21 protein-coding genes and 2 tRNA genes are annotated in these 24777 nt (G+C 73.2%); 13 read left to right on the top strand and 10 right to left on the bottom strand.

Translation table 11 applies throughout. From position 1 onward, the window contains the following. Window positions 1-64: 64 nt before the first annotated feature. Window positions 65-982 (bottom strand): LPXTG cell wall anchor domain-containing protein, encoded by a 918-nt coding sequence (locus ABZW30_RS00940; protein WP_355668880.1) that lies wholly within the window; start codon window positions 980-982, stop codon window positions 65-67. Window positions 983-1187: 205 nt separating this feature from the next. On the opposite strand from ABZW30_RS00940, the gene ABZW30_RS00935 reads away from it, so the two are divergent. From ABZW30_RS00935 to ABZW30_RS00925, 3 genes are all read left to right on the top strand, one after another. After that, a complete protein-coding gene (locus ABZW30_RS00935) occupies window positions 1188-2420 on the top strand; it encodes a benzoate/H(+) symporter BenE family transporter (RefSeq protein WP_355668879.1) in 1233 nt (410 codons plus the stop codon). A gap of 172 nt (window positions 2421-2592) precedes the next feature. Continuing rightward, window positions 2593-3825, top strand: a complete 1233-nt coding sequence (locus ABZW30_RS00930) for a M64 family metallopeptidase (protein ID WP_355668878.1) — start codon at window positions 2593-2595, stop codon at window positions 3823-3825. Window positions 3826-3884: 59 nt separating this feature from the next. Beyond that, on the top strand, window positions 3885-5225 hold the full coding sequence (locus ABZW30_RS00925; RefSeq protein ID WP_355668877.1) for an MFS transporter: 1341 nt from the start codon (window positions 3885-3887) through the stop codon (window positions 5223-5225). 60 nt (window positions 5226-5285) lie between these two features. Here ABZW30_RS00925 and ABZW30_RS00920 read toward each other — a convergent pair whose 3' ends face one another. After that, complete coding sequence (locus ABZW30_RS00920) at window positions 5286-6107, bottom strand: maleylpyruvate isomerase family mycothiol-dependent enzyme (RefSeq protein WP_355668876.1); 822 nt, start codon at window positions 6105-6107, stop codon at window positions 5286-5288. Between the two features lie 173 nt (window positions 6108-6280). On the opposite strand from ABZW30_RS00920, the gene ABZW30_RS00915 reads away from it, so the two are divergent. From ABZW30_RS00915 to ABZW30_RS00905, 3 genes are all read left to right on the top strand, one after another. Continuing rightward, window positions 6281-7078 (top strand): carbon-nitrogen family hydrolase, encoded by a 798-nt coding sequence (locus ABZW30_RS00915; protein ID WP_355668875.1) that lies wholly within the window; start codon window positions 6281-6283, stop codon window positions 7076-7078. Window positions 7079-7239: 161 nt separating this feature from the next. Then, complete coding sequence (locus ABZW30_RS00910; RefSeq protein ID WP_355668874.1) at window positions 7240-8223, top strand: GntR family transcriptional regulator; 984 nt, start codon at window positions 7240-7242, stop codon at window positions 8221-8223. 116 nt (window positions 8224-8339) lie between these two features. After that, the gene (locus tag ABZW30_RS00905; RefSeq protein WP_355668873.1) at window positions 8340-8987 is read left to right on the top strand and encodes a hypothetical protein; all 648 of its coding nucleotides are present in this window, start codon (window positions 8340-8342) and stop codon (window positions 8985-8987) included. Between the two features lie 59 nt (window positions 8988-9046). Here ABZW30_RS00905 and ABZW30_RS00900 read toward each other — a convergent pair whose 3' ends face one another. Further along, entirely contained in the window at window positions 9047-9835 is a 789-nt protein-coding gene (locus ABZW30_RS00900) for an SLATT domain-containing protein (RefSeq protein WP_355668872.1), read from the bottom strand. Window positions 9836-10202: 367 nt separating this feature from the next. On the opposite strand from ABZW30_RS00900, the gene purD reads away from it, so the two are divergent. From purD to ABZW30_RS00880, 4 genes are all read left to right on the top strand, one after another. Continuing rightward, window positions 10203-11450, top strand: coding sequence for a phosphoribosylamine--glycine ligase (gene purD, locus ABZW30_RS00895; protein ID WP_355668871.1), 1248 nt, complete (start codon window positions 10203-10205; stop codon window positions 11448-11450). 583 nt (window positions 11451-12033) lie between these two features. Continuing rightward, window positions 12034-13617 carry a hypothetical protein gene (locus tag ABZW30_RS00890; RefSeq protein ID WP_355668870.1) on the top strand — a complete coding sequence of 528 codons (1584 nt, stop codon included), beginning with the start codon at window positions 12034-12036 and terminating at the stop codon, window positions 13615-13617. Window positions 13618-13884: 267 nt separating this feature from the next. Further along, window positions 13885-15429 carry a N,N-dimethylformamidase beta subunit family domain-containing protein gene (locus tag ABZW30_RS00885; RefSeq protein ID WP_355668869.1) on the top strand — a complete coding sequence of 515 codons (1545 nt, stop codon included), beginning with the start codon at window positions 13885-13887 and terminating at the stop codon, window positions 15427-15429. 90 nt (window positions 15430-15519) lie between these two features. After that, window positions 15520-16419: a phosphoribosylaminoimidazolesuccinocarboxamide synthase gene (locus ABZW30_RS00880; RefSeq protein ID WP_355668868.1), complete on the top strand. Its 900-nt coding sequence runs from the start codon at window positions 15520-15522 to the stop codon at window positions 16417-16419. Between the two features lie 28 nt (window positions 16420-16447). Here the strand turns inward: ABZW30_RS00880 and ABZW30_RS00875 are convergent, their stop codons facing one another. The 7 genes from ABZW30_RS00875 to ABZW30_RS00845 form a co-directional block, all read right to left on the bottom strand. After that, window positions 16448-17077 carry a response regulator transcription factor gene (locus ABZW30_RS00875; RefSeq protein WP_355668867.1) on the bottom strand — a complete coding sequence of 210 codons (630 nt, stop codon included), beginning with the start codon at window positions 17075-17077 and terminating at the stop codon, window positions 16448-16450. Between the two features lie 23 nt (window positions 17078-17100). Next, a complete protein-coding gene (locus ABZW30_RS00870) occupies window positions 17101-18330 on the bottom strand; it encodes a sensor histidine kinase (protein WP_355668866.1) in 1230 nt (409 codons plus the stop codon). Window positions 18331-18439: 109 nt separating this feature from the next. Beyond that, window positions 18440-19294 (bottom strand): ABC transporter permease, encoded by an 855-nt coding sequence (locus ABZW30_RS00865; RefSeq protein ID WP_355668865.1) that lies wholly within the window; start codon window positions 19292-19294, stop codon window positions 18440-18442. Then, window positions 19291-20301: an ABC transporter ATP-binding protein gene (locus ABZW30_RS00860; RefSeq protein ID WP_355668864.1), complete on the bottom strand. Its 1011-nt coding sequence runs from the start codon at window positions 20299-20301 to the stop codon at window positions 19291-19293. Before ABZW30_RS00860 ends, ABZW30_RS00865 begins: the two co-directional genes overlap by 4 nt. A gap of 156 nt (window positions 20302-20457) precedes the next feature. Further along, window positions 20458-20533: transfer RNA gene (locus ABZW30_RS00855), tRNA-Gly, on the bottom strand. 40 nt (window positions 20534-20573) lie between these two features. Beyond that, window positions 20574-20646 (bottom strand) — tRNA-Gly (locus tag ABZW30_RS00850). Window positions 20647-20790: 144 nt separating this feature from the next. Beyond that, window positions 20791-21108 carry an Lsr2 family protein gene (locus ABZW30_RS00845; RefSeq protein WP_030056585.1) on the bottom strand — a complete coding sequence of 106 codons (318 nt, stop codon included), beginning with the start codon at window positions 21106-21108 and terminating at the stop codon, window positions 20791-20793. 467 nt (window positions 21109-21575) lie between these two features. Between ABZW30_RS00845 and purS the strand changes: the two genes are divergently transcribed. Genes purS through purL form a run of 3 tightly spaced genes read left to right on the top strand, consistent with a single transcriptional unit; the run spans window position 21576 to window position 24774 of the window. Next, the gene (gene purS / locus ABZW30_RS00840; protein ID WP_355668863.1) at window positions 21576-21830 is read left to right on the top strand and encodes a phosphoribosylformylglycinamidine synthase subunit PurS; all 255 of its coding nucleotides are present in this window, start codon (window positions 21576-21578) and stop codon (window positions 21828-21830) included. Further along, entirely contained in the window at window positions 21827-22504 is a 678-nt protein-coding gene (gene purQ, locus ABZW30_RS00835) for a phosphoribosylformylglycinamidine synthase subunit PurQ (RefSeq protein WP_033250392.1), read from the top strand. The genes purS and purQ overlap by 4 nt, the downstream gene beginning before the upstream one ends. Next, window positions 22504-24774, top strand: a complete 2271-nt coding sequence (purL, locus tag ABZW30_RS00830) for a phosphoribosylformylglycinamidine synthase subunit PurL (RefSeq protein ID WP_355668862.1) — start codon at window positions 22504-22506, stop codon at window positions 24772-24774. The genes purQ and purL overlap by 1 nt, the downstream gene beginning before the upstream one ends. Window positions 24775-24777: the final 3 nt, after the last annotated feature.

Genomic DNA, 24777 nt, shown 5'->3' with positions numbered 1-24777 from the left:
AGGAAGGGGCCCTCCTCCGTACCGCCGTACGGAGGAGGGCCCCTTCGTCGTGTCCGCCCGTCGACTACCGCCGGGGACGGAGGCGGCGGACGGCGATCAGGACGCCGCCGCCGAGCGCGAGCAGCGCGGCGGAGGAGACGGCGAGGAAGGTGTTGTTCTCGGCGGCGCCGGTGTGGGCCAGCTCGGGGGTGCCGGCCGGCGCGGTGGTCGCCGGGGCGGCAGCGGCAGCGGGCTTCTCGGCCGGGGCCTTCTCGGCGGGCTTCTCGGCGGGGGTGTTGTCGGCGGCGGGCACGGCCGCGGCGGGCTTGGCCGGCTTGGTGGGTGCGGGCTTGGCGGCGGAGGCGGGCTTCGCCTCGGCGGTCTTCGGGTGGAGGACCTTCACGCTGCGGTTGCCCCAGTGCCCCTCGTTGCCGTTGTTGGCGTAGGCATCCGTCACCACGGCCAGCTCGGTCACGTCCTGCGGAGTGTTCGGGGAGAGGGAGACCCGGAACATGAAGTTGGCGGCGCGGCCGTTGGACAGCGGCTGGGTCAGGGAGTTGGTGTCGGCGTCGAGGCCGATGCAGCCCGCGTTCACCTTGAGCGGCTTCCAGGCACCGTTCTGCATGACCTCGACCCGGACGTCCTTGACCCGCAGGGCGGTGTGCGACAGGGACGACAGGCTGAAGCTCGGCGTGACCTTGGGAAGGTCGCCCCCGGTGAAGTTGGCCATCTCGACGCTGTACTCGGTCCAACCGCCGTCGGCGGTGAGGGTGTTGGTGAAGGGCGCCCGGAAGTCCCCGGAGGGGGCCTGCTGCATCACGCCGCCGGTGACGGCCGGCGGAGTGTCGTACCGAGCGTCGCCGCAGGCCCAGGCGGTGTCGCTCATCGCGAGGACCTGGACACCGCCCGCGAGGACGGCGGTGGCGGCGAGGGCGGCGATGCGGCGGCGGCCGGAGAAGGCGCGGTCGTTCTTCGCAAAACGGGTGATAACGGACGTGTGCATGACGTGACTCCCCAGGGTCATGTGACTGACGGTGTGTTGGCGAAGGCGACCGGCCCCGCTCCTTCGTGAGCGGAAGCGCCCCCCGGCTCTGCCGGTCTCGCTCTCCGTGCCTTCACCCTGATAGACGTGCATCCCCGCCGGGGGTTGCAGGTGGGTTCAAAAGTTTTTTCGTGAGTCTTCGGGCGGGCTTCGGGATACTGCCGGAATGACGGATGAGCTGACGATCCGACCGGAGGCAGAGCCGGTCGGGAGTGGGGAACGTCGGTCGCTGCGACGGGACGTGTCGGGGCCGGCGCTGCTGGCAGGACTGGTGTGCGTCGTGGTGTCCTTCTCGGGGCCGCTGGTGGTGGTGCTCGCCGCGGCGGCCGCCGGGCGGCTGGACCCGACGCACACGGCGTCCTGGATCTGGGCGGTGGCGATCGGCAGCGGGGTGAGCGGCTTCGTGCTCAGCTGGTGGACCCGCACGCCGGTGATCACCGCCTGGTCCACCCCGGGGGCCGCGCTGCTGGTGACCGGCCTGGGCGACTACCCGTACCGGGAGGCGGTCGGGGCGTTCCTGGTGAGCGCCGCGGTGGTGGCGCTGTTCGGGGTGACCGGCTGGTTCGGCCGGTTGATCGAGGCGGTGCCGGTGGGGATCGTGAACGCGATGCTGGCGGGCATCCTGTTCTCCTTCGGCGCCGGGATCTTCGGCGCCGTGCACAGCGCGCCGGTGCTGGTGGTGGGCGGTTTCGCGGCTTTCCTGCTGGCCAAGCGGTTCGCGCCCCGGTACGCCGTCCCGGTCGCGCTGCTGGTCGGCGGGGTGCTGGCGGCGTTCACCGTCGGGCTGCCGCTGCACCTGGGCTCGGGCGGGCCGACCGTGCCGGTGCTGACCGTGCCGGCCTTCTCCTGGTCGGCCCTGGTGGGGCTGGCGCTGCCGCTCACCATCGTCACGCTGGCCTCGCAGAACGCGCCGGGCCTCGGGGTGATGCGGGCCTTCGGCTACCGGGCGGACGACCGGCTGCTGATCGGCTCGACCGGCGCGATGTCGATGCTGATGGCGCCCTTCGGCTCGCCCGGGGTGAACCTGGCGGCGATCACGGCGGCGATCTGCTCGGGCCCGGAGGCCCACCCGGACCCGCGCCGCCGGTACGTGGCGGGGATGTCCTCGGCCGCGCTGTACGTGCTGGTGGGCAGCTTCGGCGGGGTGCTGGTGAGCCTGTTCACCGGCCTGCCGAAGGAGCTGATCGCGGTGATCGCCGGGGTCGCGCTGCTGGCCTCGCTGCAGGGCAGTCTGGCGGCGGCGGTGGCCGAGGAGCGCGGGCGGGACGCGGCGGTGGTGACCTTCCTGGCGAGCGCCTCGGGGATGAGCCTGTTCGGCATCGGCTCGGCCTTCTGGGGGCTGCTCTTCGGGCTCGGGACGCACCTGGTGCTGGACCTGGGGAAGCGCCGCCGGGATTGAGCTGGCGGGATTGAGCTGGCGGGATTGATTGGTATGGCTTGGACGACAGGAATCGTTCGGCCAGGTCGGTGACATTTTCTTCGGCCGGTTGGGGCGACACGCCGGTCCGGGTACGTCTCCGCTCCACCACCCGGGCGACGCCGGGTGACCGGAGCCCCGAGGACGAACCCGTATGCCTTCTGGCACCCCAGGCCGTCTCGTCCGAAGTCTGGCCGCGCTCGTGCTGGTGTCCACCGCCGTACTCCCCGCCGCCCTGGAGCTGGTCGGCCCCTCGCCGTTCGGTGTGATCGGGGCGGGCGCCCCCGTCGACCGGGCGGTGCCGCCGCACACCGCGCTCCGCGCCGACCAGCGGGTACCCGCGGCCGCCCCGACCTTCGACATACGTCGCACCGGGGACCCGGCCAACCGGATCACCCTGGTCCTGCTCGGCGACGGCTACACCGGAGACGAGCAGGAGCTGTTCCGGCAGCAGGCCGACAAGGCCTGGCGCGCGCTGATGGACATCGAGCCGTTCCGCACCTACCAGGGGTTCTTCAACATAAGGCGGGTCGAGGTGGTCTCCCCGGTCTCCGGGATAGCCGAGACCGAGAGCCGCGGCCGCAACCCCGCCACCCCGCTCGGGATGCACTTCTGGTGCGAGGGCACCGCCCGGCTGCTGTGCGCCGACGAGTCCGCCACCGCCCGGTACGCGGGGGACGGCGCCGGGCCGCAGTACCTGATAGCGCTGGCCAACTCCGCCGAGTACGGCGGCGCCGGGGGCACCGGGGTGACCACCCTGGCCGGGGGCAGCCCGGACGCCGGGCGGATCATCCAGCACGAGATCGGGCACACCGTGGGGGACCTCGGCGACGAGTACGACAGCGCCCCGGACGACGCCGACTACCCGAACCTCTCCACCGTCGACGCCGACGACATGCGCAAGAAGCAGACCAAGTGGTGGCGCTGGCTGGGCGCCGAGTCCCCGGACGGCGCCGGGACCGTCGGGGCGTACCGCAACGCCAACGGCCTCTACCGGCCCTCCCCCGACTCGGTGATGCGCACTCTGGGCAGCGCCTACAACCTGCCCTCGCGCGAGGCGATCATCGAGGAGCTGTACCGCAAGGTCCGGCCGACCGACGCCCCCTCGCCGCCGCCCGGGGAGGTGGCCGGGCGCCCCCGGCTGGACGTCCGGCCGCTGCCGCTGACCGGCACCCGGCAGCTGACGGTGGAGTGGACGGTGGACGGCGTCCCGGTGACGCCGAAGGCCGCGGACGGCGCCCGGCTGGACACCGCGCAGCTGGACCTGGCCCCGGGCCGGACGGCCACCGTGACCGCGACCGTCCGGGACACCACGGACTGGGTGCGGGACGAGGCCTTCCGGGCCCGCTACATGACCAGGTCGGTGTCCTGGACGGTGACCGGCTGACGGGTCGTCCTCGCCCCGGACTGGGCGTCCAATCATGGGATGACTAACCTGGGCGAACTATGACCGTGGAGCCAGCTCGTTCAGCCCCGTCCCTGTCCGTCCCCGCTCCCCGGCCCACCGTCGAGCCCCCGGCCGCCACCGCGCCCGCGCCGCCCGGCGGGCGCGCGGCCTGGCTGGCCTGGTCCGTCGGCGTCAGCGTCTACGTCCTGGCCGTCATCCACCGCACCAGCCTCGGCGTGGCCGGACTGGACGCCGCCGAGCGCTTCGGCATCGGTGCCTCGGCGCTGTCCACCTTCTCGATCCTCCAGGTGCTGGTCTACGCGGCCATGCAGGTCCCGGTCGGCCTGCTGGTGGACCGGTTCGGGCCGCGCCGGGTGCTGCTGCTCGGCGTGGTGCTGCTCAGCACCGGCCAGCTGGCCTTCGCGTTCAGCTCCTCCTTCGCTCCCGCGCTGGCCTCCCGGGCGGTGCTCGGCTGCGGCGACGCGATGACCTTCATCAGCGTGCTGCGGATCGCCGCCCGCTGGTTCCCGGCGGCGAAGAACCCGTTCGTCGCCCAGCTGACCGGCCTGGCCGGGATGGGCGGCAACCTGGTCACCACCGTGGTGCTCGCCCAGGCGCTGCACAGCGAGGGCTGGACGCCCACCTTCACCGCGATCGCGCTGCTCGGGGTGGCGGTGTTCGCGCTGGTCGCGCTGTTCCTGAAGGACGCGCCCGCGCAGGAGGGGCCGGTCCGACCGGTCGAGCGGCGGGAGCGGGCCGGGATCGGCCGCCAGGTCCTCGACTGCTGGCGGGAGCCGGGCACCAGGCTCGGCCTGTGGATCCACTTCACCACCCAGTTCCCCGGCAACACCTTCGGCCTGCTCTGGGGCCTGCCCTACCTGGTGGAGGCACAGGGCATGTCCCGGGCCGCGGCCGGCGGGCTGCTGACCCTGCTGGTGCTCTCCAACATGAGCTTCGGCTTCGTCTTCGGCCGGGTGCTCTCCCGCACCGCCCGGGCCCGGATGCCGATCGTGTTCGGCGTCCTCGCGGCCACCGGGCTCGGCTGGGCGCTGGTGCTGGCCTGGCCGGGCGGGCACCCGCCGACCTGGCTGCTGGTCGGGATCATTCTGGTGATGGGCGGCAACGGCCCGGCCTCGCTGGTCGGCCTGGACTACGCCCGCGCCCGCAACCCGGTGGAGCGGCTCGGCACCGCCTCCGGGATCGTCAACATGGGCGGTTTCATCGGCACGATGATCACCCTGTTCGGCGTCGGCGTGCTGCTGGACGCGCTCTCCCCGGACGGCACCGGGGCGTACTCGGCCTCCGCCTTCCGCTGGGCGTTCTGCTGGCAGTACGTCCCGCTGGCGGTGGGCACCGTGATGATCCTGCGGCTGCGCCGGAAGGTCGCAGCCGCGTCCTGATCCGTACGGCGGGCCTCGGGGCGTGTCGGACACGCCCCAGCGGCCTCAGATTGTGACGGATCAGATCGTGACGGAGAAGTTGGCCAGCACCCGCTCGGCCAGCTCCTTGTCGCCCTCCACGCTCACCGGGCCGGGCCGGCCGCGCCCGCAGGCGAGCCGCAGGTAGGTCTCCCAGCCCATGGTGAGCTGGACGTCGGGGGCCAGGCTGATCGACTCGTCCATGGTGCCGCGTCCGGCGCCGTCCACCCGGACGGTGCGCAGGAACTCCACCGGGCCGGTGACGTCCACCACCAGGGTCGTCCCGGCCGGGGCGCCGGCGCCGTGGGCGACGGCCTTGGGCAGCTGCTCCAGCAGGAAGTCCCGGGTCACCAGCGCGCCCGGGGCGTCCAGGTTGCCGGGGGTCTCCAGGGCCCGGCGCAGGTCCTGCTCGTGCACCCAGACGTCGAAGGCCCGCCGCCGCAGCAGCTCGTGGTACGCGACGTCCCCGGCCAGCGGCCCGGCCGGCCAGCGGACCAGTTCGTCGGGCGTCTGCTTGGCGTTCCGCAGCGCGCGGGAGCGGCGGATGATCGTGTACTCCAGCTCGCTGGTCATCTCCAGCGCGGTGTGGCAGCGGCGCTTGTCGACCGGCAGTTCGATGTAGCGGGCGAACTCGGTGGTCACGTGGCGAAGATCACGCGGCAGCGAGTGGATCGGGCGCGGGTCGCCCAGCAGCTCGGACTCGACCGCGATCACGTGCGACACGATGTCCCGGACCGACCAGCCCGGGCACTCGGTGGCCCGGTTCCAGGATCCTTCGGGGAGGGGGGCGACCAGCTCCGATATGGACTCGATGCTCTGCGTCCACGCCTCGGTGTAAGCCTGCACGGTCTGGTTGTCCGTCACGGGAATCTCCGGCCCTCTGTCAGCTTTCCTACGCTCCGCGCCCGGCCGTCGCGGTCGGCCGGGATGGTCCGGCTTCCGGGCGCACACGCTAACCGCACGTTACGCTGCCGGGAGACAACTGGGCAGCGCTTTCGGGTGACGATCGTAGGTCTCTTGCCGTGGACGGTGGTACTGTGCGCGCTTCATTGATCCAACTCGCGGTCTCCGACGCCGAGCCGCCCGCCGAACGGCGGGCCCGGGCCGTGTCGCTGGTACGGGCGCAGCAGGGCGCCGACCTGGTGGTGCTGCCGGAGTTGTGGCCGCTCGGCGGCTTCGCCTACGACCTCTGGTCGGAGGGCGCCGAGACCCTGGACGGGCCCACCTCGGACGCGATGGCGGCCGCCGCCCGGGCCGCCGGGGTCTGGCTGCACGCCGGTTCGATCGTCGAACGGGACCCGGACGGGCCGATCTACAACACCTCGCTGCTGTTCGCCCCGGACGGCGAGCTGGTGCACACCTACCGGAAGATCCACCGCTTCGGCTTCGACAGCGGCGAGGCGGTGGTGATGGGCGCCGGGCAGGAGATCGTCACCGCGCCCACCGACTTCGGCACCCTGGGCCTGGCCACCTGCTACGACCTGCGCTTCCCCGAGCTGTTCCGGGCGCTGCTGGACGCCGGCGCGCAGCTGCTGGTGGTCCCGGCTGCCTGGCCGGCCAGGCGGCGCGAGCACTGGACGCTGCTGGCCCGGGCCCGGGCGGTGGAGGAGCAGGCCTTCGTGCTGGCCTGCAACACCGCCGGGACGCACGCCGGGGTCGAGCAGGCCGGGCACAGCATCGTGGTGGACCCGTGGGGCCGGGTGCTGGCCGAGGCGGGGGACGGCGAGCAGGTGCTGACCGTCGAGCTCGACCCGGCCGAGGTGGGCAAGGCGCGCGAGGACTTCCCGGTGCTGCGGGACCGCCTGCTCGGCATCCCGGCGCCCGTCCAGAGGTAGCGCCGGCCCGCCCCGGAGCCGCAGCCCCGGAGGGTTGGGGAGGGTTGGTTCGTACCTGCCCCGGGCCGGTTTGAGAAGATGAGCACTCGTCGTGTTCCCTGCCGCTCGTCGGCCGGTCCGTCGCGGGTCGGCACGGCGGCCTGCCCGAGGAGGTCGCGCGCATGTCCGGCAACGGCGCAAGCGACACCCCCCGTCCCGTCATCCACCGCAACAGCCTGCGCGAGCAGATCGCCGGCGCCCTGCGCGAGGAGATGATGGCCGGCCGGCTGGCGGCCGGTCGCAACTTCACCGTCAAGGAGATCGCCGAGCAGTACGGCGTCTCCGCGACCCCGGCCCGCGAGGCGCTGGTCGACCTCGGCGCCCAGGGGCTGCTGCGGGCCGAGCACCACCGCGGCTTCACGGTGCCGGAGCTGTGCTGGGAGGACTTCCTGGAGATCTTCGAGTCCAGGGTGCTGCTCACCGACAGCTTCTACCGCCAGTTCTCCACCCGCCGGGCGCTGCCCGACCTCACCCGGCTGCCCTCGCTGCGCCGCCGGGCCGACGCGGCGGTGCGGGCCGCCCGGGCCGGGAACCTGGACGTGATGGTGGGCTGTGACCGCCGGTTCTGGCAGGAGGTCTCCGCCCTGCTCGGCAACCGCCGGATCGGGGACTACCTGGACTGGCTGCGGGTGCAGTCCTGGATGTTCGCCGCGCCCTACCTGCGGGAGACGCCCACCCTGGCCGGGGTCTGCTGGGACCGCCACCTGGACCTGGTCGAGGCGATCGGGGCCCACGACCTCGAAGGCGCGCACCGGATCATCTGTGAGTACAACCTGTTCACCGTCCGGCTGCTGGCCGAGCTGGCCGGGCGGCCGCTGGAGTCGGTGACGGTGTTGGGGCTGCTCACCGAGGTCGCCGGGGCGGAGCCGGCGCCGGTCGAGTCGCCCGCACCGTACCCCCCGGTGGAGCCCGGAACGGCCCGGCCGGGGCCGCCCCGACGGGGCGAGGACGTCGGTCGGGAGCTGGGCCGCGAGCTCGGCCTCGGCCTCGGGCTGGTTCCGCAACCGCGCTGGGTGCCGAACGGATGGTTCGGCCGGCGGCTGTCCGAACCGACGCCCGAGGCTCAGCAGGGACGGCCCGGTCCACACACCGCGCCGGGCCGGTAGGGTGGGCGGGCGTCGAACCCGCTGCCCGTGCAAGGGCCGTCCGGGTACCGACTCCGCCCCCCGTCGTCGCCCCGCCCCGCGGGCGATCCCCGCCGTCCGGAGAGGAACTGCCGGCCATGGCCTGCGACCTCTGGCTCGTCCCGCTGGTGGACGTGCTGAGCCACAGCCCCGACAACCCCTTCCGGGACGACCTCGCGCTCTACAACGCGGTGCTGACCTCCCGAGGGCTGCCCCAGGTGCCGGTCTACCAGTACGTCCCCGGGCTGAGCGGAGCGGTCGAGCCGATAGCCGCCTTCGACTACGACTCGCTGCACTTCCTGCGCCGCGCCTACCTGCTGGGCCTCACCGGCCTGGACATCACCCCGGTCGACGCGCTCGGCGGCGACTACGAGCAGCTGCTGGAGATGTTCGAGAGCAGCGCCGAACAGTCGCACCTGGTCTGGCACTTCGACCACGCCGGCGCGTACGTGCCGATCGAGTTCCCGACCCCGCTGGTGGACGACGCGCTGCTCGCCTCCGGCGGCCCGCTCGGCTCCAGCCACGGGCTGCTGCGCGAACTGCAGGCCGTGGCACCGGCGCTGGGCATCGACCCGCTCAACCCGCCGGACCCGACCCGGCCGCTCGGCCCGACCGGCCTGGAGCAACCGTTCGGGCCGCCGATCGACGATGTGCACCCCTTCGCCCGCGAGCGGCACGCCTGGTCGGGCCTGTACGCGGCGGCGACCCGGAGCCTCGCCCAGGGCTCGATGATCGTCTTCGCATAGCGTCGCCGTCCGGCAGCCACCCCGGGCCGGCGATCGCCCGCCCGACCACCGCCCGCCGACTACCGCAGCGGGCCCTCCGGCGGCCGCTGGCGCGGCATGGTGGGCCTGGCCCCCGGCGGCGGCAGCACCCGCACCTGGGCGCCCATCCCGGACTCGGTGCGCCCGCCCCAGGCCCCGGGGGCCTGGGTGGGCAGCTGGGTCATCGAGGCACGGAACTCCAGCATCCACTCCGAGGTTTCGGTACGGACCATGTCCGAGACGTCCTCGCAGAACCGCCGCAGCACGCCCAGGCAGCGCTCGGCGGCCTCGCCGGCGGTGCCCTCGGTCGGGCCGAGCACCTCGCGCACGCACTCCGACGCCCAGTCGAACTGGAAGGCCTCCAGGCGTCGTTGCAGCGCCTGCGCGGTGGAGACGTCCCGCATCCAGCCGGAGGTGAGGCCGAAGACCCGGTCGGTGCCGTAACAGGCGGCGGCGAGCGCCAGGCCCACGTAGCCCCAGCTGGTGCCGTGCGAGACCGCGCCGGTCAGGTCCACCAGCGGGGCGGTCACCCCGCCCACCCCGAAACCGGCCGTGCCGAAGCGCAGCAGTCGCGCCCAGCGGCGCTTCCAGATCCGGTCCCGGCGGTACCACTCGATCGCCTCGACCGCCCGCTCCTCGGACCAGCGGTAGAGCTCCTCCAGCCGCTCGGCGGGCTCGCCCCAGTCCCCGAGCGGGAACTGCCGGGTGCTCAGATCGGTCCGGCGGCGGGTGGAGGCCCGCCGGGCGACGGCGGCGACGGTGGGCTGGTCCTCCTCGCCGATCTCCTTGCCCCAGGCACTCTCCTCGGGCTGCATTTCCGGCTGGCTCACCTGTGAGGCTCCCTGTGGCGGGCGGGCGGCTGGGTCTGGCGGCGCACCGGCCGATGTGGCGTCCGCCGGTGGTTGTCCAACAGCACTTCTTACCGCCAAATGGCTGACCGTGGGGGCGCTTCCAAGGTGATCGTTATCGGTTTCGGCCACCGGAACCCGAGGTGAGCGGGTTGCGGGGGGCGGCGAGATTTCACCCGTCCGAGCGAGGCCCCGGTGACCCGCCGTCCTGACCCGGACACCCGCCGCCTATCCGACTCCTCCTGGTTTGGAGGTTCCTCCTACGTCGTCGGCGTACGGACCTCTTCTCCTGGAGGATCCGACGGGACCGGAGAGCGGCCTGAACAGGCCACCGACTACGCTGCCAGGCGTGAAGGTCCTCGTCATCGGCGGCGGCGCCCGCGAACACGCCCTGTGCCGCTCCCTGTCCCAAGATCCCTCCGTGACCGAGTTGCACTGTGCCCCGGGCAACGCCGGGATCGCCCAGGTGGCGACGGTGCACCCGGTCGACCAGCTGGACGGTGCCCAGGTCACCGAGCTGGCCCGGCGCCTCGGCTCCGACCTGGTCGTGGTCGGCCCGGAGGCCCCGCTGGTGGCCGGCGTCGCCGACCCGCTGCGCGCGGCCGGCATCCCGGTGTTCGGTCCCTCCGCCGGCGCCGCGCAGCTGGAGGGCTCCAAGGCCTTCGCCAAGGATGTGATGGCCGAGGCCGGTGTGCCCACCGCCCGCTCCTACGTCTGCACCACCCCCGAGGAGGCCGCCGCGGCGCTGGACGCCTTCGGCGCGCCGTACGTGGTCAAGGACGACGGCCTGGCCGCCGGCAAGGGCGTCGTGGTCACCTCCGACCGCGAGGCCGCGCTGGCGCACGCCGCCGCCTGCGAGCGCGTGGTCATCGAGGAGTACCTGGACGGCCCCGAGGTCTCGCTGTTCGCGATCACCGACGGCACCACCGTGCTGCCGCTGCAGCCCGCGCAGGACTTCAAGCGCGCGCTGGACGGCGACGAGGGCCCCAACACCGGTGGCATGGGCGCCTACTCGCCGCTGCCCTGGGCGCCGGCCGGGCTGGTCGAGGAGGTCCTGGAGACCGTCCTGCAGCCGACCGTGGACGAGCTGCGCCGGCGCGGCACCGAGTTCTCCGGCCTGCTCTACGCGGGCCTGGCGCTCACCTCGCGCGGCACCCGGGTGATCGAGTTCAACGCCCGCTTCGGCGACCCGGAGACCCAGGTCGTGCTGGCCCGGCTGCGCACCCCGCTGGCCGGTGTGCTGATGGCCTCCGCCACCGGCACCCTGGACCAGCTGGAGCCGCTGCGCTGGGACGAGGACGCGGCCGTCACCGTGGTCATCGCCTCCGAGGGCTACCCGGCCGCCCCGCGCACCGGCGACCCGATCGAGGGCCTGGCCGAGGCCGAGGCGGACGGTACCGCGTTCGTCCTGCACGCCGGCACGAGGGCGGACGAGGACGGCCGGGTGCTGAGCGCCGGCGGCCGCGTCCTGTCGGTCACCGCGACCGGCGCCGACCTGGCCGAGGCGCGCGGCCGCGCGTACGCCGCCGTGGACCGGATCTCCCTCAAGGGCGGCCAGCACCGCACCGACATCGCGCTCAAGGCGGCCACCGCGTAGCGCACCCGCAGCCCCGCGGCCCCCGTGCGAATCGCCCGCACGGGGGCCGCGCCGTGTGCGAGCGCCCCGGAGGCGGGCGAGCCCCGGAGGGGGCGATTCAACCCCCATGGGCGCAGTGCCCCCGGCGTTTCCGAGGTGGGGGTGAATCCGGGGGCGGCGCACCGTTCGGCGGCCGGATTCCAGCCCATCGGGTGACAGCAACCGCATCCGGCTGACGTAACCGGCCGCCCGGCCTTATGGTGCGCTGGATCGCAGTGCGACGAGGCCGTGCGCCGGGGTCGCCGCCGGGTAGCGGCGCGCCCGCGGGGGGATGCTGGACGGCGTTCGGCCCGGCGGTCGCCCGGGTGCTTCGCACCGGACCGGTCGCAGGCGTCCGGAATCCGGGCGACGTCACCGGGACGAGTGGAACCGGGTCGATCCGGAACACCCGCCCGGACCGGGGCGTCGAAAATGTCAGTAGCGCCACACAGCATGCACTGCCGGGGATCGGACGCCTCCGCTCCCCGGTCGGAACTGATCATTTCGAGTCGGCTCAGGGCCCGTAGCCGGGCGCCCGAGGGCTCCGAAGGGGGTGCCGCACCGTATGGCCGCAGTCGACACCGCGCGCGCTCACGCCCAGGCGGTCCTGCGGGTCCGAGGCCTGGCCCTGGCCGCCGCCGTCCTGCCCGCCGCCGTCGCCGTGGTCCTGCTCGCGGGCCGGTTCACCGGACGGATCGGCGCGCCCGGCTCGTCCGACGCCGCCGGCTGGGACGCCGCCCGCTGGGCGGTCTGCGCGGTCGCCGCCCTGACCCTGCTGGTGGCCGGGCTGACCGCCCGCGCCTACCGTCGGGCCGTCCCGCCGCGGACCCCGGCCGTCCCGGTCGCCCGTGCCGAGGCCCCCGAGCTGTACCGGCTGATCGACGAACTCGCCGACCGGCTGGACGTGCCCGCGCCCTCCGCGATCGCGCTCACCCCGGACTGCGACAGCTGGCTGGAGGACCTCCCGCCGGTGAAGCGGCCCGGCCCGCTGCGGCCGCACCCCGCGCCGCCCGCGCCGGTGCTGGTGATCGGCTCGCCGTTCCTGTGGTGGATGCGGTCCGGCGAGCTGCGCGCCCTGCTCGCCCCCGTGGTGGCCGGCGCCGCCGCCTCCGCCGACCCGGAGATCGCCGCCGCCCGCCGCTTCCTGCGCAGCCTGGACGCCTGCCTGGACTCCGGCGCGGGCGCGGCCCCCGGCCTCGGCGGCGGCACCCTGGCCGTCCCGCCCCCTCCGCCCCGCCGCGCCCCGGCCGCGCTCGCCGAGCGGGTCACCCGGCGGATCACCCGCCGCCTGCTGGGCGCCTGCCGGGGCCACTCCGCCGAGCTGGAGCGGTCCGTCGCGAGCTGGGCCTCCGAGCATGCCCGAACGGTCGACTACGGTCTGCGGATCGCCGCCCAGGAACAGGTGGGCCTGGCCTACGCCGGCTGGGACCGGCTGCTCACCCGGGTCGCGCTGCCCGCCTGGCGGCTCGGCCGCCACCCCGCGCACCTCAATGCCGGTGTGGTCGCCGCGCTCACCGAGCTGTCCCGCCGCGACCGGCTGGCCGACGGCTACGGCAACCGGCTCGGCCACCGCCCCGCCTGCGACCTGCTGGAGGAGCCCGGCGCGGTGGACCGGGCGGTCTCCCGGCTCGCCGCCGAGCTGTTCTTCGGTCGCCCGGCGGCCGGCGCCTGGCACGAGCTGGAGTGGGCCGACTACCCGGCCGAGGTGGTGGACGCCGGCTGGCGGGCCCGAGCGGCCACCCTGCAGTCCGCGCTGGACCGGCTCGCCCCGCAGTCCCGCCCCGGCGCCCCGACCCTCACCCGGCTGCTGGTCCGGCTCGCCGAGGGCGACGGAGAGCAGCTGGCCGCCGCCCTCGCCGCCCAGCTCGCCCGCACCACCACCCCGGCCCCGCTGCTCGAACCCGACCGCACCGGCCGCGACCTGCTGGTCGACCACGTCACCGCGATGGTCTCCTGCGCCGCTGTGGACACCGCGGGCGGCGCCCCGGGCCTGGACTGGCTGGACGGCCCGGTGCTGCTGCTCGGCGGGGTCCGCCGCACCGACCTGGCCGGGCCGGTCGCCCAGGCCGTGGAGCAGGGCCAGGACGGTCCGCTGCGCGCCTGGCTGGACGCGGCCGAGGTCCGCCTGGAGAAGCCCGTGCGCCTCTGAACGCCCCGGATCGCCCCGGATCGCCTCGGAACACCCCTGACGTCACATCGGCCACAGAGGGCGCTCGGCGCCCCGACACGCGCCCCCGTCGCGTCCGGTCGTCGGCCGTCTCCGCAGGCCGGAGGCCCGGTCCGGACGGCCCGCAAGATTCCCGACACCAATTGCTACCGTGGGGTGACGCAGCGCCAGCGCGGTGTGGTGTATTAGACCGCACGCACATCCGGGGGGCACGTGCCAACCGGGCGGAGGTGCACCTGGGAGGGGCGCGTGGGGACCGAACTCAACCGCCGCTGGGAGTCGGGAACGCATGCGTACAGCGTCTCCGACCCCTTCGGCCAGGGCCCGCTGCCCTGGCTGCGCAGCCCCGACCAGTACCTGGCGGGGGCGGAGGGCGCCGTGCCCTGGTACGTCTCGGTGGACGCCCCCGGCCAGCAGCCGCTGACGGCCGGCGCGCGGCCCAAGCCGCCGGTCGGCACCCCGCAGAGCTCCAACGACGTGGACCAGCAGATCAAGGGCTTCGCCTCGGCCGGGGTGATCCGCCCCGGCGGCTCGGTGGACTTCCGGGTCACCGTCAACCCGCCCCGCGAGTTCACCGTGGACGTCTACCGGATCGGCCACTACGGCGGCGACGGCGCCCGGCACATGACGTCCAGTCCGCTGATCGCCGGGCTGGCCCAGCCCGCCCCGCTGGTGGTCGAGCGGACGGTCTCCTGCCACCACTGGTGGCACTCCTGGCGCCTGCAGATCCCGGCGCACTGGAAGCCCGGCGCGTACGTCGCCGTGCTGACCACCGCGGACATGCTGCACCGCAGCCACATCCCGTTCACCGTACGGGACTTCGCGGAGCAGGAGCAGGGGCGTACGGCCGAACTGCTCCTGGTGGTCCCGGACGTGACCTGGCAGGCATACAACCTGTTCCCCGAGGACGGCCGCACCGGCGCCAGCCTGTACCACGCCTGGGACGGCCGGGGCGGCCTGGTCGGCGAGGCCGAGGCGGCCGTCACCGTCTCCTTCGACCGCCCGCACGCCACCGCCGGGCTGCCGCTGCACGTCGGCCACGCGTACGACTTCATCCGCTGGGCCGAGCGCTACGGCTACGACCTCTCCTACGCCACCGCCACCGACCTGCACGCCGGCCTGGTGGACCCGGCCGAGCACCGGGCGCTGGTCTTCCCCGGCCACGACGAGTACTGGTCCGAGCCGATGCGCCGGGCCGCCGAGCGGGCCCGGGACGGCGGCACCTCGCTGGTCTTCCTGTCCGCCAACACCATGTACTGGCGGGTCGAGCTGACCGCCGCCGCCTCCGGCGAGCCCAACCGGCTGCTCAACTGCCGCAAGCGCCAGAAGGTCGCGCCCGGCAGCCCGGCCGCCGGGGTGCCGGGCGCGACCAGCGCGCTGTGGCGGGACGCCGGGGAGCCCGAGCAGCACCTGCTGGGGGTGCAGTACTCGGGCCGGGTCGCCGCGCCCGTCCCGCTGGTCGCCCGACACACCGCGCACTGGCTCTGGGACGGCACCGGGCTGCAGGAGGGCGACGAGCTGCCCGGTCTGGTCGCGGGGGAGGCCGACCGGTACTACCCCAAGGTGGCGCTGCCCGAGCACACCGAGCGGGTGCTGCTGGCGCACTCGCCGTACCAGGACCCGTCCGGCCGCACCCGCTACCAGGAGACCTCGCTGTACCGGGCACCCAGCGGCGCGTACGTCTTCGCGGCCGGCACCTTCGCCTGGTCGCCCGCGCTGGGCCGCCCCGGCCTGACCGACGAACGGATCCAGCGGGCCACCGCCAACCTGCTGGACCGGCTCTGCAAGAACTGAGCTCCGGGAGGCATGAAAGACTGCGGGGGCAGTGACCTCCCCTTTCGCGGTGCCCCATGCCCGTGAACGACCCCTGAGGACTGAGACACCTTGAGCGGATTTGTCACCAAGCCCGAGCCGGTCCAGGTGCCCGGCCTGGTCCACCTGCACACCGGCAAGGTGCGCGACCTCTACCGCACCGGGTCGGGCGAGCTGGTGATGGTCGCCAGCGACCGGATGTCCGCCCACGACTGGGTGCTGCCGAACGAGATCCCGGACAAGGGGCGCGTCCTCACCCAGCTCTCGCTCTGGTGGTTCGAGCGGATCGCCGACATCGTGCCCAACCACGTGATCTCCACCGAGGTCCCGGCCGGCGCCCCCGCCGACTGGAAGGGCCGCACGCTGATCTGCAAGAACCTGGACATGATCCCGGTCGAGGCGGTCGCCCGCGGCTACCTGGCCGGCTCCGGCCTGACCGAGTACGACGAGAGCCGTACGGTCTGCGGCATCGCCCTGCCGGAGGGCCTGGAGAACAGCTCCGAGCTGCCCGCCCCGATCTACACCCCGGCGCTCAAGGCCGAGGTCGGCGAGCACGACGAGAACGTCCCCTACGAGGAGACCGCCCGCCGGATCGGCGCCGAGCTGGCCGACCAGGTGCGCCGCACCACCCTGGACGTCTACGCCCGGGCCCGGGACATCGCCCGCGACCGCGGCATCATCCTGGCCGACACCAAGTTCGAGTTCGGTCTGCTGGACGGCGAGCTGGTGATCGGCGACGAGGTGCTCACGCCGGACTCCTCCCGTTACTGGCCGGCCGACGAGTACCAGCCGGGCCGCTCGCAGTCGTCCTTCGACAAGCAGCTGATCCGCGACTGGCTGGTCTCCCCGGCCTCCGGCTGGGACCGCTACAGCGAGCAGCCGCCGCCGGAGCTGCCGGCCGAGGTGGTCGAGCGGACCCGGGCCAAGTACATCGAGGTGTACGAGCGGCTGACCGGCACCAGCTGGGTCTGAGCCTTTCGAACCGCCCGCGGGTACGGCCTCAGATCCAGCCGTGCTCGCGGGCGATCCGCACCGCCGCGTGGCGGTTCTCCGCGCCCAGCTTGGTGGCCGCCGAGGACAGGTAGTTGCGCACGGTGCCCTGGGACAGCGCGGCCCGCGCGGCGATCTCCGCGATCGGGGTGCCGTCCGCGGCCAGCTCCAGGACGTCCGTCTCGCGCGGGGTCAGCGGGGTCTCCCCGGCGCTGATCGCGTCCGCCGCCAGCTCCGGGTCCACGTACCGGCCGCCGGACCGCACGGTGCGGATGATGCCGGCCAGGTCGGCCGCCGAGACGGTCTTCGGCAGGAAGCCGCGCACTCCGACCTCCAGCGCCCGCTTGAGGTAACCGGGGCGGCCGTGGCCGGTGACGATCATGCAGCGGCAGTCCGGCAGCAGCCGGCGCAGCTCGGTGGCCGTCTCGATGCCGTCCTTGCCGGGCATCTGGAGGTCCAGCACCGCGATGTCCGGCCGGTGCGCCTGGGCCATCGCCAGTGCCTCCGGGCCGGAGCCGGCCTGGGCGACCACCTCGATGTCGTCCTCCAGCGAGAGCAGCGCGGCCAGCGCGCCCCGGATCAGGTGCTCGTCGTCGGCGAGCAGGACGCGGATGGGCGCGGTGGGCGCGGTGTCGGTCATCGGAGGGCCTTCCTCGGGCGTTCTCAGCTCGGCAGCGGGACGGTGGCGAGCATCCGGAAGGTACCCGCCTCGGCGGTCGGGACGGTCAGCTCGCCGTCGTGGGCGGCGAGCCGCTCGCGCAGGCCGCGCAGACCGGTGCCGCTGCCCTGGGACGGGACCGGCACGGCGGGCACCCCGTCATTCTCCAGCTCCAGCACCGCTCGCCCGCGCTCCTGCCGCAGCCGGATCAGGCAGTGGGCGGCCTCGCTGTGCCGCAGTACGTTGGTGGTGGCCTCGCGGATCACCCAGCCGAGCACCGACTGCACCGGCGTCGGCAGCCCGTCGGCGTCCTCGCCGAGGTCGATCTCGCAGGCGATGTCGGCGGAGCGCAGCACCGCGCGGGCGCCGATCGCCTCGGCGTGCAGGTCGGCGGTGCGGTAGCCGCGGATGACGTCCCGGACCTCGCGCTGCGAGTCCTGGGCGATCTTCTGCACCTCGGCCATCTGGTCGGCGGCCTCCGGGCGCCCGCGCCGGGCGAGCTGGACGGCGAGCTCGCTCTTCAGCGCGATGGTGGTGAGGTTGCGGCCCATCACGTCGTGCAGGTCGCGGGAGAAGCGCAGCCGCTCCTCGGCGACGGCCAGCCGGGACTGCGCCTCGCGGGCGGCGTCCAGCTCCCAGACCACTGCGGTCAGCCAGGCGAAGCTGCGGCAGCTGCCGGCGTAGAGGGCCAGGCCGAAGCTCAGCGAGAGCAGGAACCCCGCGGTCTGGGCGATGCCGTACCCGGCCAGCACCCCAGCGGGGCCGACCGCCAGCAGCATGCCGAGCCCGACCAGGGCGGTCCACCGCGGGGTGAGCCCCACGCCGACCGCGCCGAAGGTGAAGAGCACCAGGTAGCCGGCGACGAGCAGGGTGAAGGTCGATCCGGCCGGGTCCCTCGTCAGGTTGCCGCTCGGACCGAGCAGCAGGACCGCCCAGGAACCGCCCACGGCCAGGCCGGTGGAGACGACGATCCAGCGGAGGTGGTCGACGGGGCGGTGGAGGTAGTGGTCGAGTGCCACCCGGTAGGTCTTCAGCAGCACCAGGCCGGCGGCGAGGCCGATGACCAGGGCGACCCGGATCGCGGGGCCGGCCCCGGGCTGGTGGATCGCGGTGCCGGCGGCGGCCAGCACGCAGAACGGCAGGAACAGCGCCATCAGGCAGAGCGACCAGCGGAGGTAGAGCTCACTGCGCCTCGCTTTGTTCAGACGCTTCCACGTGTGAAGCGGTGACCGCATTCTCAATTCTTCCGCCCCCAGTTCGACCGCGATCGTGCTTTCCGCCTTCATATCAGAGGTCGAACCGGGGACGGTCCTTCGGATTGCCGACTGTCGGTCAGCTGCGGGCTCAGCGGCGCGGCTCCCAGCGGAAGTACCGGACCGCGCCCCAGACCGCCAGGCCCAGCCAGACGAGACCGGTGACCATGTGCGGGGCGGCTGCGCCCCAGCTGCCCATGAAGTCGGTCGCCGGGGCGGAGCCGTCGGTGCCGAACCAGCCGACCCGGATCAGCTGGAAGGCCGGGGTGGTCGGCAGCAGGCGGCAGATGTCGGCCAGCTGCGACGGCATGATCTCCAGCGGGACGAACAGGCCGGAGCCGAACTGCATGATCAGCATGACCGGCAGGGTGGTGATGCCCGCGCTCTCCACGGTCTTGGTGAAGGCGCTGGACAACGCGGCCAGGGCGATCATGGTGCCCAGGGTCAGCACCAGGCCGACCAGCATAAGCACCGGGTTGACCGGCACGCGCAGGTGCAGGCCGACGCTGCCGCCGATCCCGATCAGGGCGGACATCAGCAGGCCGAGGGCGAGCGAGGGGACGGCCGTGCCGAGCAGGATCTCCAGGTCCCCGGCCTCGCCGGTGCGCAGCCGCTTGAGCACCAGCTCGCCGCGCCGCCCGACGTACGCGGCGGTCAGGTTGTAGTACACGACGAAGGCCAGGATCATCCCGACCGAGCCGTAGATCAGCAGCGAGTCGACGTCCAGCCCGGGGTTGCTCTCGGCCTGCTTCTTGAGCAGTCCGCGGAGGGAGCTGATCAGCACCAGCGGCAGCACCAGGGCGGTGAACAGGGCGGTCCGGTTGCGCACCAGCAGGGTGGCCTCGGCGCGGCCGAGGGCGAGCAGGCGGAGGGCGGTGGTGCTCTGCGGGCCGGTGGTGGTGGCGCCGGTGGTGGCGCCGGTGGTGGTGGGAGCGGCGGTGGTCATCGGGCGGATCCGATCAGGCGGCGGCGGGTGGGACGGACGGGGGCGGCGGGGGCCTGCGGCGGGGCCTGGTCGGCGGCCTCGGAGGCGATGGCGAGGAAGGCCTCCTCCAGCGAGGCGCTGCGGGCGTCCAGGGCGCCGAGCGCGATCCCGTGGTGCCGGGCCCAGCCGAGCAGGTCGGTGAGGGTGTCCTGGAGGCCGACGGTCTGCACGGTGACCTTGCGGCCGTCGACGGTGACCTCGGCCCCGGGCAGGAAGGGCAGCGCGGCCCCGGTGGACACGGGGAGCTCGAAGCCGATCCGGGATGGCCGGCCGGCGATCACCTCGGCGACGGTGCCGGTGGTGACGACCTGGCCGCCGCGCATGATGGCCAGCCGGTCGGCGAGCTCCTCGGCCTCCTCCAGGTAGTGCGTGGTGAGCAGCACCGTGGTGCCCTGGGCGCGCAGTTCGCGGACCAGCCGCCAGACGGCGGCGCGCGCCTCCGGGTCGAGGCCGGTGCTGGGCTCGTCCAGGAACAGCACCTCGGGGCGGCCGAGCAGGGCCATCGCGAGGTCCAGTCGGCGCCGTTCGCCGCCGGACAGCTGCTTGACCCGGACGTCGGCGCGGTGGCCGAGGCCGACCAGCTCCAGCGCCTCCGCGACCGGGCGGGCGCCGCTGGTCATCCCGGCCCAGGCGCGGCCGGTCTCGGCGGCGGTGAGCTCGCCGGGGAAGCCGCCCTCCTGGAGCATGATGCCGATCCGCGGGCGGACGGCGGTGCGTTCGGTGAAGGGGTCGCGGCCGAGCACCCGGACGGTGCCGCGGGTGGGCGCGGCCATGCCCTCGATGAGCTCCATGGTGGAGGTCTTGCCGGCCCCGTTGGTGCCCAGCAGGGCGAACAGCTCGCCGCGGCCGATGGTCAGGTCGACGCCGCGGACGGCGTGGTACTCGGTGGCGCCGGTGCCGTAGTGGCGGTGCAGGTCGGTGACCTCGATCACGCTGTCGCCGGGGCGGGAGGGCTGGCTCGTTTCCATGCCTCCAGCCTTCCGCCGCCCCGGTCGCGCGGGCAGTGCGCGCCGTCATGAGTCGGCGGTGCGGATCCACGGGTCGGCGATGACAAATGTCATGGGCCGGGAATCGCCCGGGGCGGGAAATGCCGAAGGCCCCCTCGATCGAGGGGGCCTTCGTTCTGGAGCGGACGACGAGATTCGAACTCGCGACCCTCACCTTGGCAAGGTGATGCTCTACCAACTGAGCCACGTCCGCAGGGACAAACTATTGAGTTGTACTGTGCTCGCGCACTGCGAGCGGACGACGAGATTCGAACTCGCGACCCTCACCTTGGCAAGGTGATGCTCTACCAACTGAGCCACGTCCGCAGGGTGCCTGGTGGGGCACCCGCCGCCTCTTCGGATCTCTCCGTTGCGGCGACGAGGAATACTCTACAGCATCGTTCGGGGTGGCCGCCCCACCCTTTCGGTCCAGGCAGGGCAGGGCGACCAGGGGCAGTGCCCCGGGGAGGCTCAGTTCGCCTCGGCGAACGCCTCGTACACGTGCTTGGGGATGCGGCCGCGGGCCGGCAGTTCCATGCCGCGCGACAGCGCCCAGGCGCGCACCGCGGCCGGGTCCGGGGTGAGCGCGGTGCGGCGGAAGGACTTTCCGGTGCGGCTCTGGCGGCGGCCGGCCGCGACGAACGGGGCGAGGGCCTCCCGCAGCTTTTCCGCGTTGTCCACGGACAGGTCGATCTCGTACGACTTCCCGTCGACGCCGAAGTGGACGGTTTCCGCGGCGGCGCCGCCGTCCAGGTCGTCGGAGAGCGTGACAACTACACGCTGAGCCATGGGTGTCAATCCTCTCGGGCAATTCGGCCGCCGGTTCGCGGGGTACGTCCGGGGCCTGATGTGCACCAACTCGCGCAAGCGCACACGGGCAGGCCTGGTGGCCCGCCGGATACGCAGCACTTGCCGCGACAGGTGGCCCTATTCTGCACCCGAAGGGGGTCGAAATCGAAGAGTCCGGCATTCTTTTCCGGATATTCACGAGTCTTCGCGGGACTCCCGGATACCGGTGCGCGGGACGGGCGGATCTGTCCCCAAGTGCCGTATTCGGGTGTTCTTCGGGCCTTCCCGTTCGGGGCTTCGAATCCCCGGAAACGGAGCGGCCCGGACGGGGGGTCACAGGCCCGGATCCCTTGCGGCGTAAGGGTCCTGGGTCTACGCGCGTCACCCTCCCCGGCCAGCAATCCTGCCCGAAACGGCCGGTAGTCTGGAGTTCCCCCGCCTCACCGAAGACACCACCGGGAGTGCCAGTGGCACGCGTCGTAGTCGACGTCATGCTCAAGCCGGAGATCCTCGACCCCCAGGGACAGGCGGTGCAGCGTGCACTGCCCCGTCTCGGATTCACCGGGATCGCCGACGTCCGCCAGGGCAAGCGTTTCGAGCTGGAGCTGGAGGGCCCGGTCGACGACGCCGCGCTCGCCCGTATCCGCGAAGCCGCCGAGACCTTTCTCGCCAACACCGTGATCGAGGACTTCGTCGTTCGGGTCGAGGAGGAGGGCAAGTGACCACCCGCGTCGGCGTCGTCACTTTCCCCGGGTCTCTCGACGACCGCGACGCCCAGCGCGCGGTCCGCCTGGCCGGCGCCGAGCCGGTCGCGCTCTGGCACCGTGACAAGGATCTCCACCAGGTCGACGCCGTCGTCCTGCCCGGCGGATTCAGTTACGGCGACTATCTGCGCTGCGGTGCGATCTCCCGCTTCTCGCCGGTGATGGACACCGTCATCGAGCAGGCGAAGCTCGGAATGCCGGTGCTCGGTATCTGCAACGGCTTCCAGGTGCTCTGCGAATCGCACCTGCTGCCCGGCGCGCTGACCCGGAACGACTCGCTGCACTTCATCTGCCGCGACCAGAAGCTGCGCATCGAGAACGCGGGGACGGCCTGGACCCGGGATTACTCGGCGGGCCAGGAAATCGTCGTCCCGCTGAAGAACGGCGAGGGCCGCTTCGTCGCCGACGAGCGCGTCCTCGACGAGCTGGAGGCGGAGGGCCGGGTGGTCGCCCGTTACCTGGACGTCAACCCGAACGGTTCGTACCGCGACATCGCCGGCATCACCAACGCCGCCGGCAATGTCGTCGGCCTGATGCCGCACCCGGAGCACGCCGTGGAGCCGCTCACCGGTCCGACCACCGAGGGCCTGGGCTTCTTCACTTCCGTCCTGAAGCAGCTGGTGAACGCCTGATGAGCCTCGACACCGTCAAGAACGCCGAGCAGACCCCGGACGCCGCCCAGCCCTGGGCCGAGCTCGGCCTCAAGGAGGACGAGTACGCGCGCATCCGGGAGATTCTCGGCCGCCGCCCGACCGGCGCCGAACTCGCGATGTACTCGGTCATGTGGTCGGAGCACTGTTCGTACAAGAGCAGCAAGGTCCACCTGAAGCAGTTCGGCCAGAAGAAGCCTGCCGCCGGGACTCCCGGGGCCGACGCGATGCTCGTCGGCATCGGCGAGAACGCCGGTGTGGTCGACGTGGGCCAGGGCTACGCGGTCACCTTCAAGGTCGAGTCGCACAACCACCCGTCGTACATCGAGCCCTACCAGGGCGCGGCCACCGGCATCGGCGGCATCGTGCGCGACATCCTGGCGATGGGCGCCCGCCCGGTCGCCGTGATGGACCCGCTGCGCTTCGGTGCGGCCGACCACCCGGACACCCGCCGCGTGCTGCCCGGGATCGTCGCGGGCATCGGCGGCTACGGCAACTGCCTGGGCCTGCCGAACATCGGCGGCGAGGTCGTCTTCGACTCCTGCTACCAGGGCAACCCGCTGGTCAACGCGCTGTGCGTGGGCGTCATGAAGCACGAGGACATCCACCTCGCGCAGGCCTCGGGTGCCGGCAACAAGGTCGTCCTGTACGGCGCCCGCACCGGCGGCGACGGCATCGGCGGCGTCTCGGTGCTGGCCTCCGAGACCTTCGACGACACCAAGCCGGCCAAGCGCCCGGCGGTCCAGGTCGGCGACCCGTTCCAGGAGAAGCTCCTCATCGAGTGCACCCTGGAGATCTTCCGCGAGAAGCTCGTCAAGGGCATCCAGGACCTCGGCGGCGCCGGCTTGTCCTGCGCCACCAGCGAGCTGGCCTCGGCCGGCTCCGGCGGCATGCGGATCGACCTCGACACCGTGCACCTGCGCGACCACACGCTCTCGCCGGAGGAGATCCTCATGAGCGAGTCGCAGGAGCGCATGTGCGCGATCGTGGAGCCCGACAAGGTGGCCCGCTTCCTGGAGATCTGCGAGAAGTGGGACGTCATCGCCAACGTCATCGGTGAGGTGACCGACGGCGAGCGCCTGGAGATCTTCTGGCACGGCGAGCTCGTGGTGGACGTCCCGCCGCGCACCGTCGCCCACGAGGGCCCGACCTACGAGCGTCCGTACGCCCGCCCGAGCTGGCAGGACGCGCTGCAGGCCGACGCCCCCACCGCCGAGCGGCTGGCCCGCCCGACCACCGGCGAGGGCCTCAAGGCCGACCTGCTGAAGGTCGCGAGCCACCCGAACCAGGCCTCCAAGTCCTGGATCACCGACCAGTACGACCGCTACGTGCTCGGCAACACCGTGCTCTCGGTCGGCGAGGACTCGGGCATGATCCGGATCGACGAGGAGACCAACCTCGGGGTCTCGGTCGCCACCGACGGCAACGGCCGCTACGCCAAGCTGGACCCGTACACCGGCGCCCAGCTGGCCCTGGCCGAGGCGTACCGCAACGTCGCGGCCGGCGGCGCCAAGCCGCTCGCCGTCTCCGACTGCCTCAACTTCGGCTCCCCCGAGGACCCGGACGTGATGTGGCAGTTCGCCGAGGCCACCCGCGGTCTGGCCGACGCCTGCCTGACCCTCGGCACCCCGGTCACCGGCGGCAACGTCTCGCTGTACAACCAGACCGGTGAGGTCGCCATCCACCCGACCCCCGTGGTCGCGGTGCTCGGCGTCATCGACGACGTCACCCGTCGCACCCCGGTCGCCTTCGCCGAGGAGGGGCAGCTGCTCTACCTGCTCGGCGACACGGCGGACGAGCTCGGCGGCTCGGCCTGGTCGCAGGTCGTCCACGACCACCTCGGCGGCCTGCCGCCCAAGGTGGACCTGGAGCGCGAGCGCCTGCTCGGCGAGATCCTGATCTCCGCCTCGCGCGACGGCATGATCGACGCCGCTCACGACCTGTCCGACGGCGGTCTCGGCCAGGCGCTGGTGGAGAGCTGCCTCAAGGGCGGTCACGGCGCGCGGATCGTCGTGCCCGAGGGCATGGACCCGTTCGTCCTCCTGTTCTCGGAGTCGGCCGGCCGCGCCGTCGTGGCGGTGCCGCGCAGCGAGGAGCTCCGGTTCAACGACATGTGCACCGCGCGTGGCCTGCCGGCCGCCCGGATCGGTGTCGTGGACGGCGACAGCCTGGACGTCCAGGGGCAGTTCACCGTCTCGCTGGCCGAGCTGAAGGACGCCCACACCGGCGTCATCGAGGCCCTGCTGGCCTGACGC

This window comes from Kitasatospora sp. NPDC004669 (assembly GCF_040609455.1).
In the GTDB taxonomy this organism is placed as follows: Bacteria; Actinomycetota; Actinomycetes; order Streptomycetales; family Streptomycetaceae; genus Kitasatospora.
The sequence above is the reverse complement of the archived record's forward strand: the minus strand, read 5'-3'. Positions and strand labels throughout refer to the sequence as shown.

What these genes read in the sequence shown, in the direction of transcription:
- ABZW30_RS00845 (WP_030056585.1), bottom strand. Translation starts at nt 21,108, where the DNA reads ATGGCTCAGCGTGTAGTTGTCACGCTCTCCGACGACCTGGACGGCGGC.
- ABZW30_RS00890 (WP_355668870.1), top strand. Translation starts at nt 12,034, where the DNA reads ATGGCCGCAGTCGACACCGCGCGCGCTCACGCCCAGGCGGTCCTGCGG.
- ABZW30_RS00860 (WP_355668864.1), bottom strand. Translation starts at nt 20,301, where the DNA reads ATGGAAACGAGCCAGCCCTCCCGCCCCGGCGACAGCGTGATCGAGGTC.
- ABZW30_RS00925 (WP_355668877.1), top strand. Translation starts at nt 3,885, where the DNA reads ATGACCGTGGAGCCAGCTCGTTCAGCCCCGTCCCTGTCCGTCCCCGCT.
- ABZW30_RS00905 (WP_355668873.1), top strand. Translation starts at nt 8,340, where the DNA reads ATGGCCTGCGACCTCTGGCTCGTCCCGCTGGTGGACGTGCTGAGCCAC.
- ABZW30_RS00930 (WP_355668878.1), top strand. Translation starts at nt 2,593, where the DNA reads ATGCCTTCTGGCACCCCAGGCCGTCTCGTCCGAAGTCTGGCCGCGCTC.
- ABZW30_RS00875 (WP_355668867.1), bottom strand. Translation starts at nt 17,077, where the DNA reads ATGACCGACACCGCGCCCACCGCGCCCATCCGCGTCCTGCTCGCCGAC.
- ABZW30_RS00870 (WP_355668866.1), bottom strand. Translation starts at nt 18,330, where the DNA reads ATGCGGTCACCGCTTCACACGTGGAAGCGTCTGAACAAAGCGAGGCGC.
- purL (WP_355668862.1), top strand. Translation starts at nt 22,504, where the DNA reads ATGAGCCTCGACACCGTCAAGAACGCCGAGCAGACCCCGGACGCCGCC.
- ABZW30_RS00910 (WP_355668874.1), top strand. Translation starts at nt 7,240, where the DNA reads ATGTCCGGCAACGGCGCAAGCGACACCCCCCGTCCCGTCATCCACCGC.
- ABZW30_RS00865 (WP_355668865.1), bottom strand. Translation starts at nt 19,294, where the DNA reads ATGACCACCGCCGCTCCCACCACCACCGGCGCCACCACCGGCGCCACC.
- ABZW30_RS00940 (WP_355668880.1), bottom strand. Translation starts at nt 982, where the DNA reads ATGCACACGTCCGTTATCACCCGTTTTGCGAAGAACGACCGCGCCTTC.
- ABZW30_RS00935 (WP_355668879.1), top strand. Translation starts at nt 1,188, where the DNA reads ATGACGGATGAGCTGACGATCCGACCGGAGGCAGAGCCGGTCGGGAGT.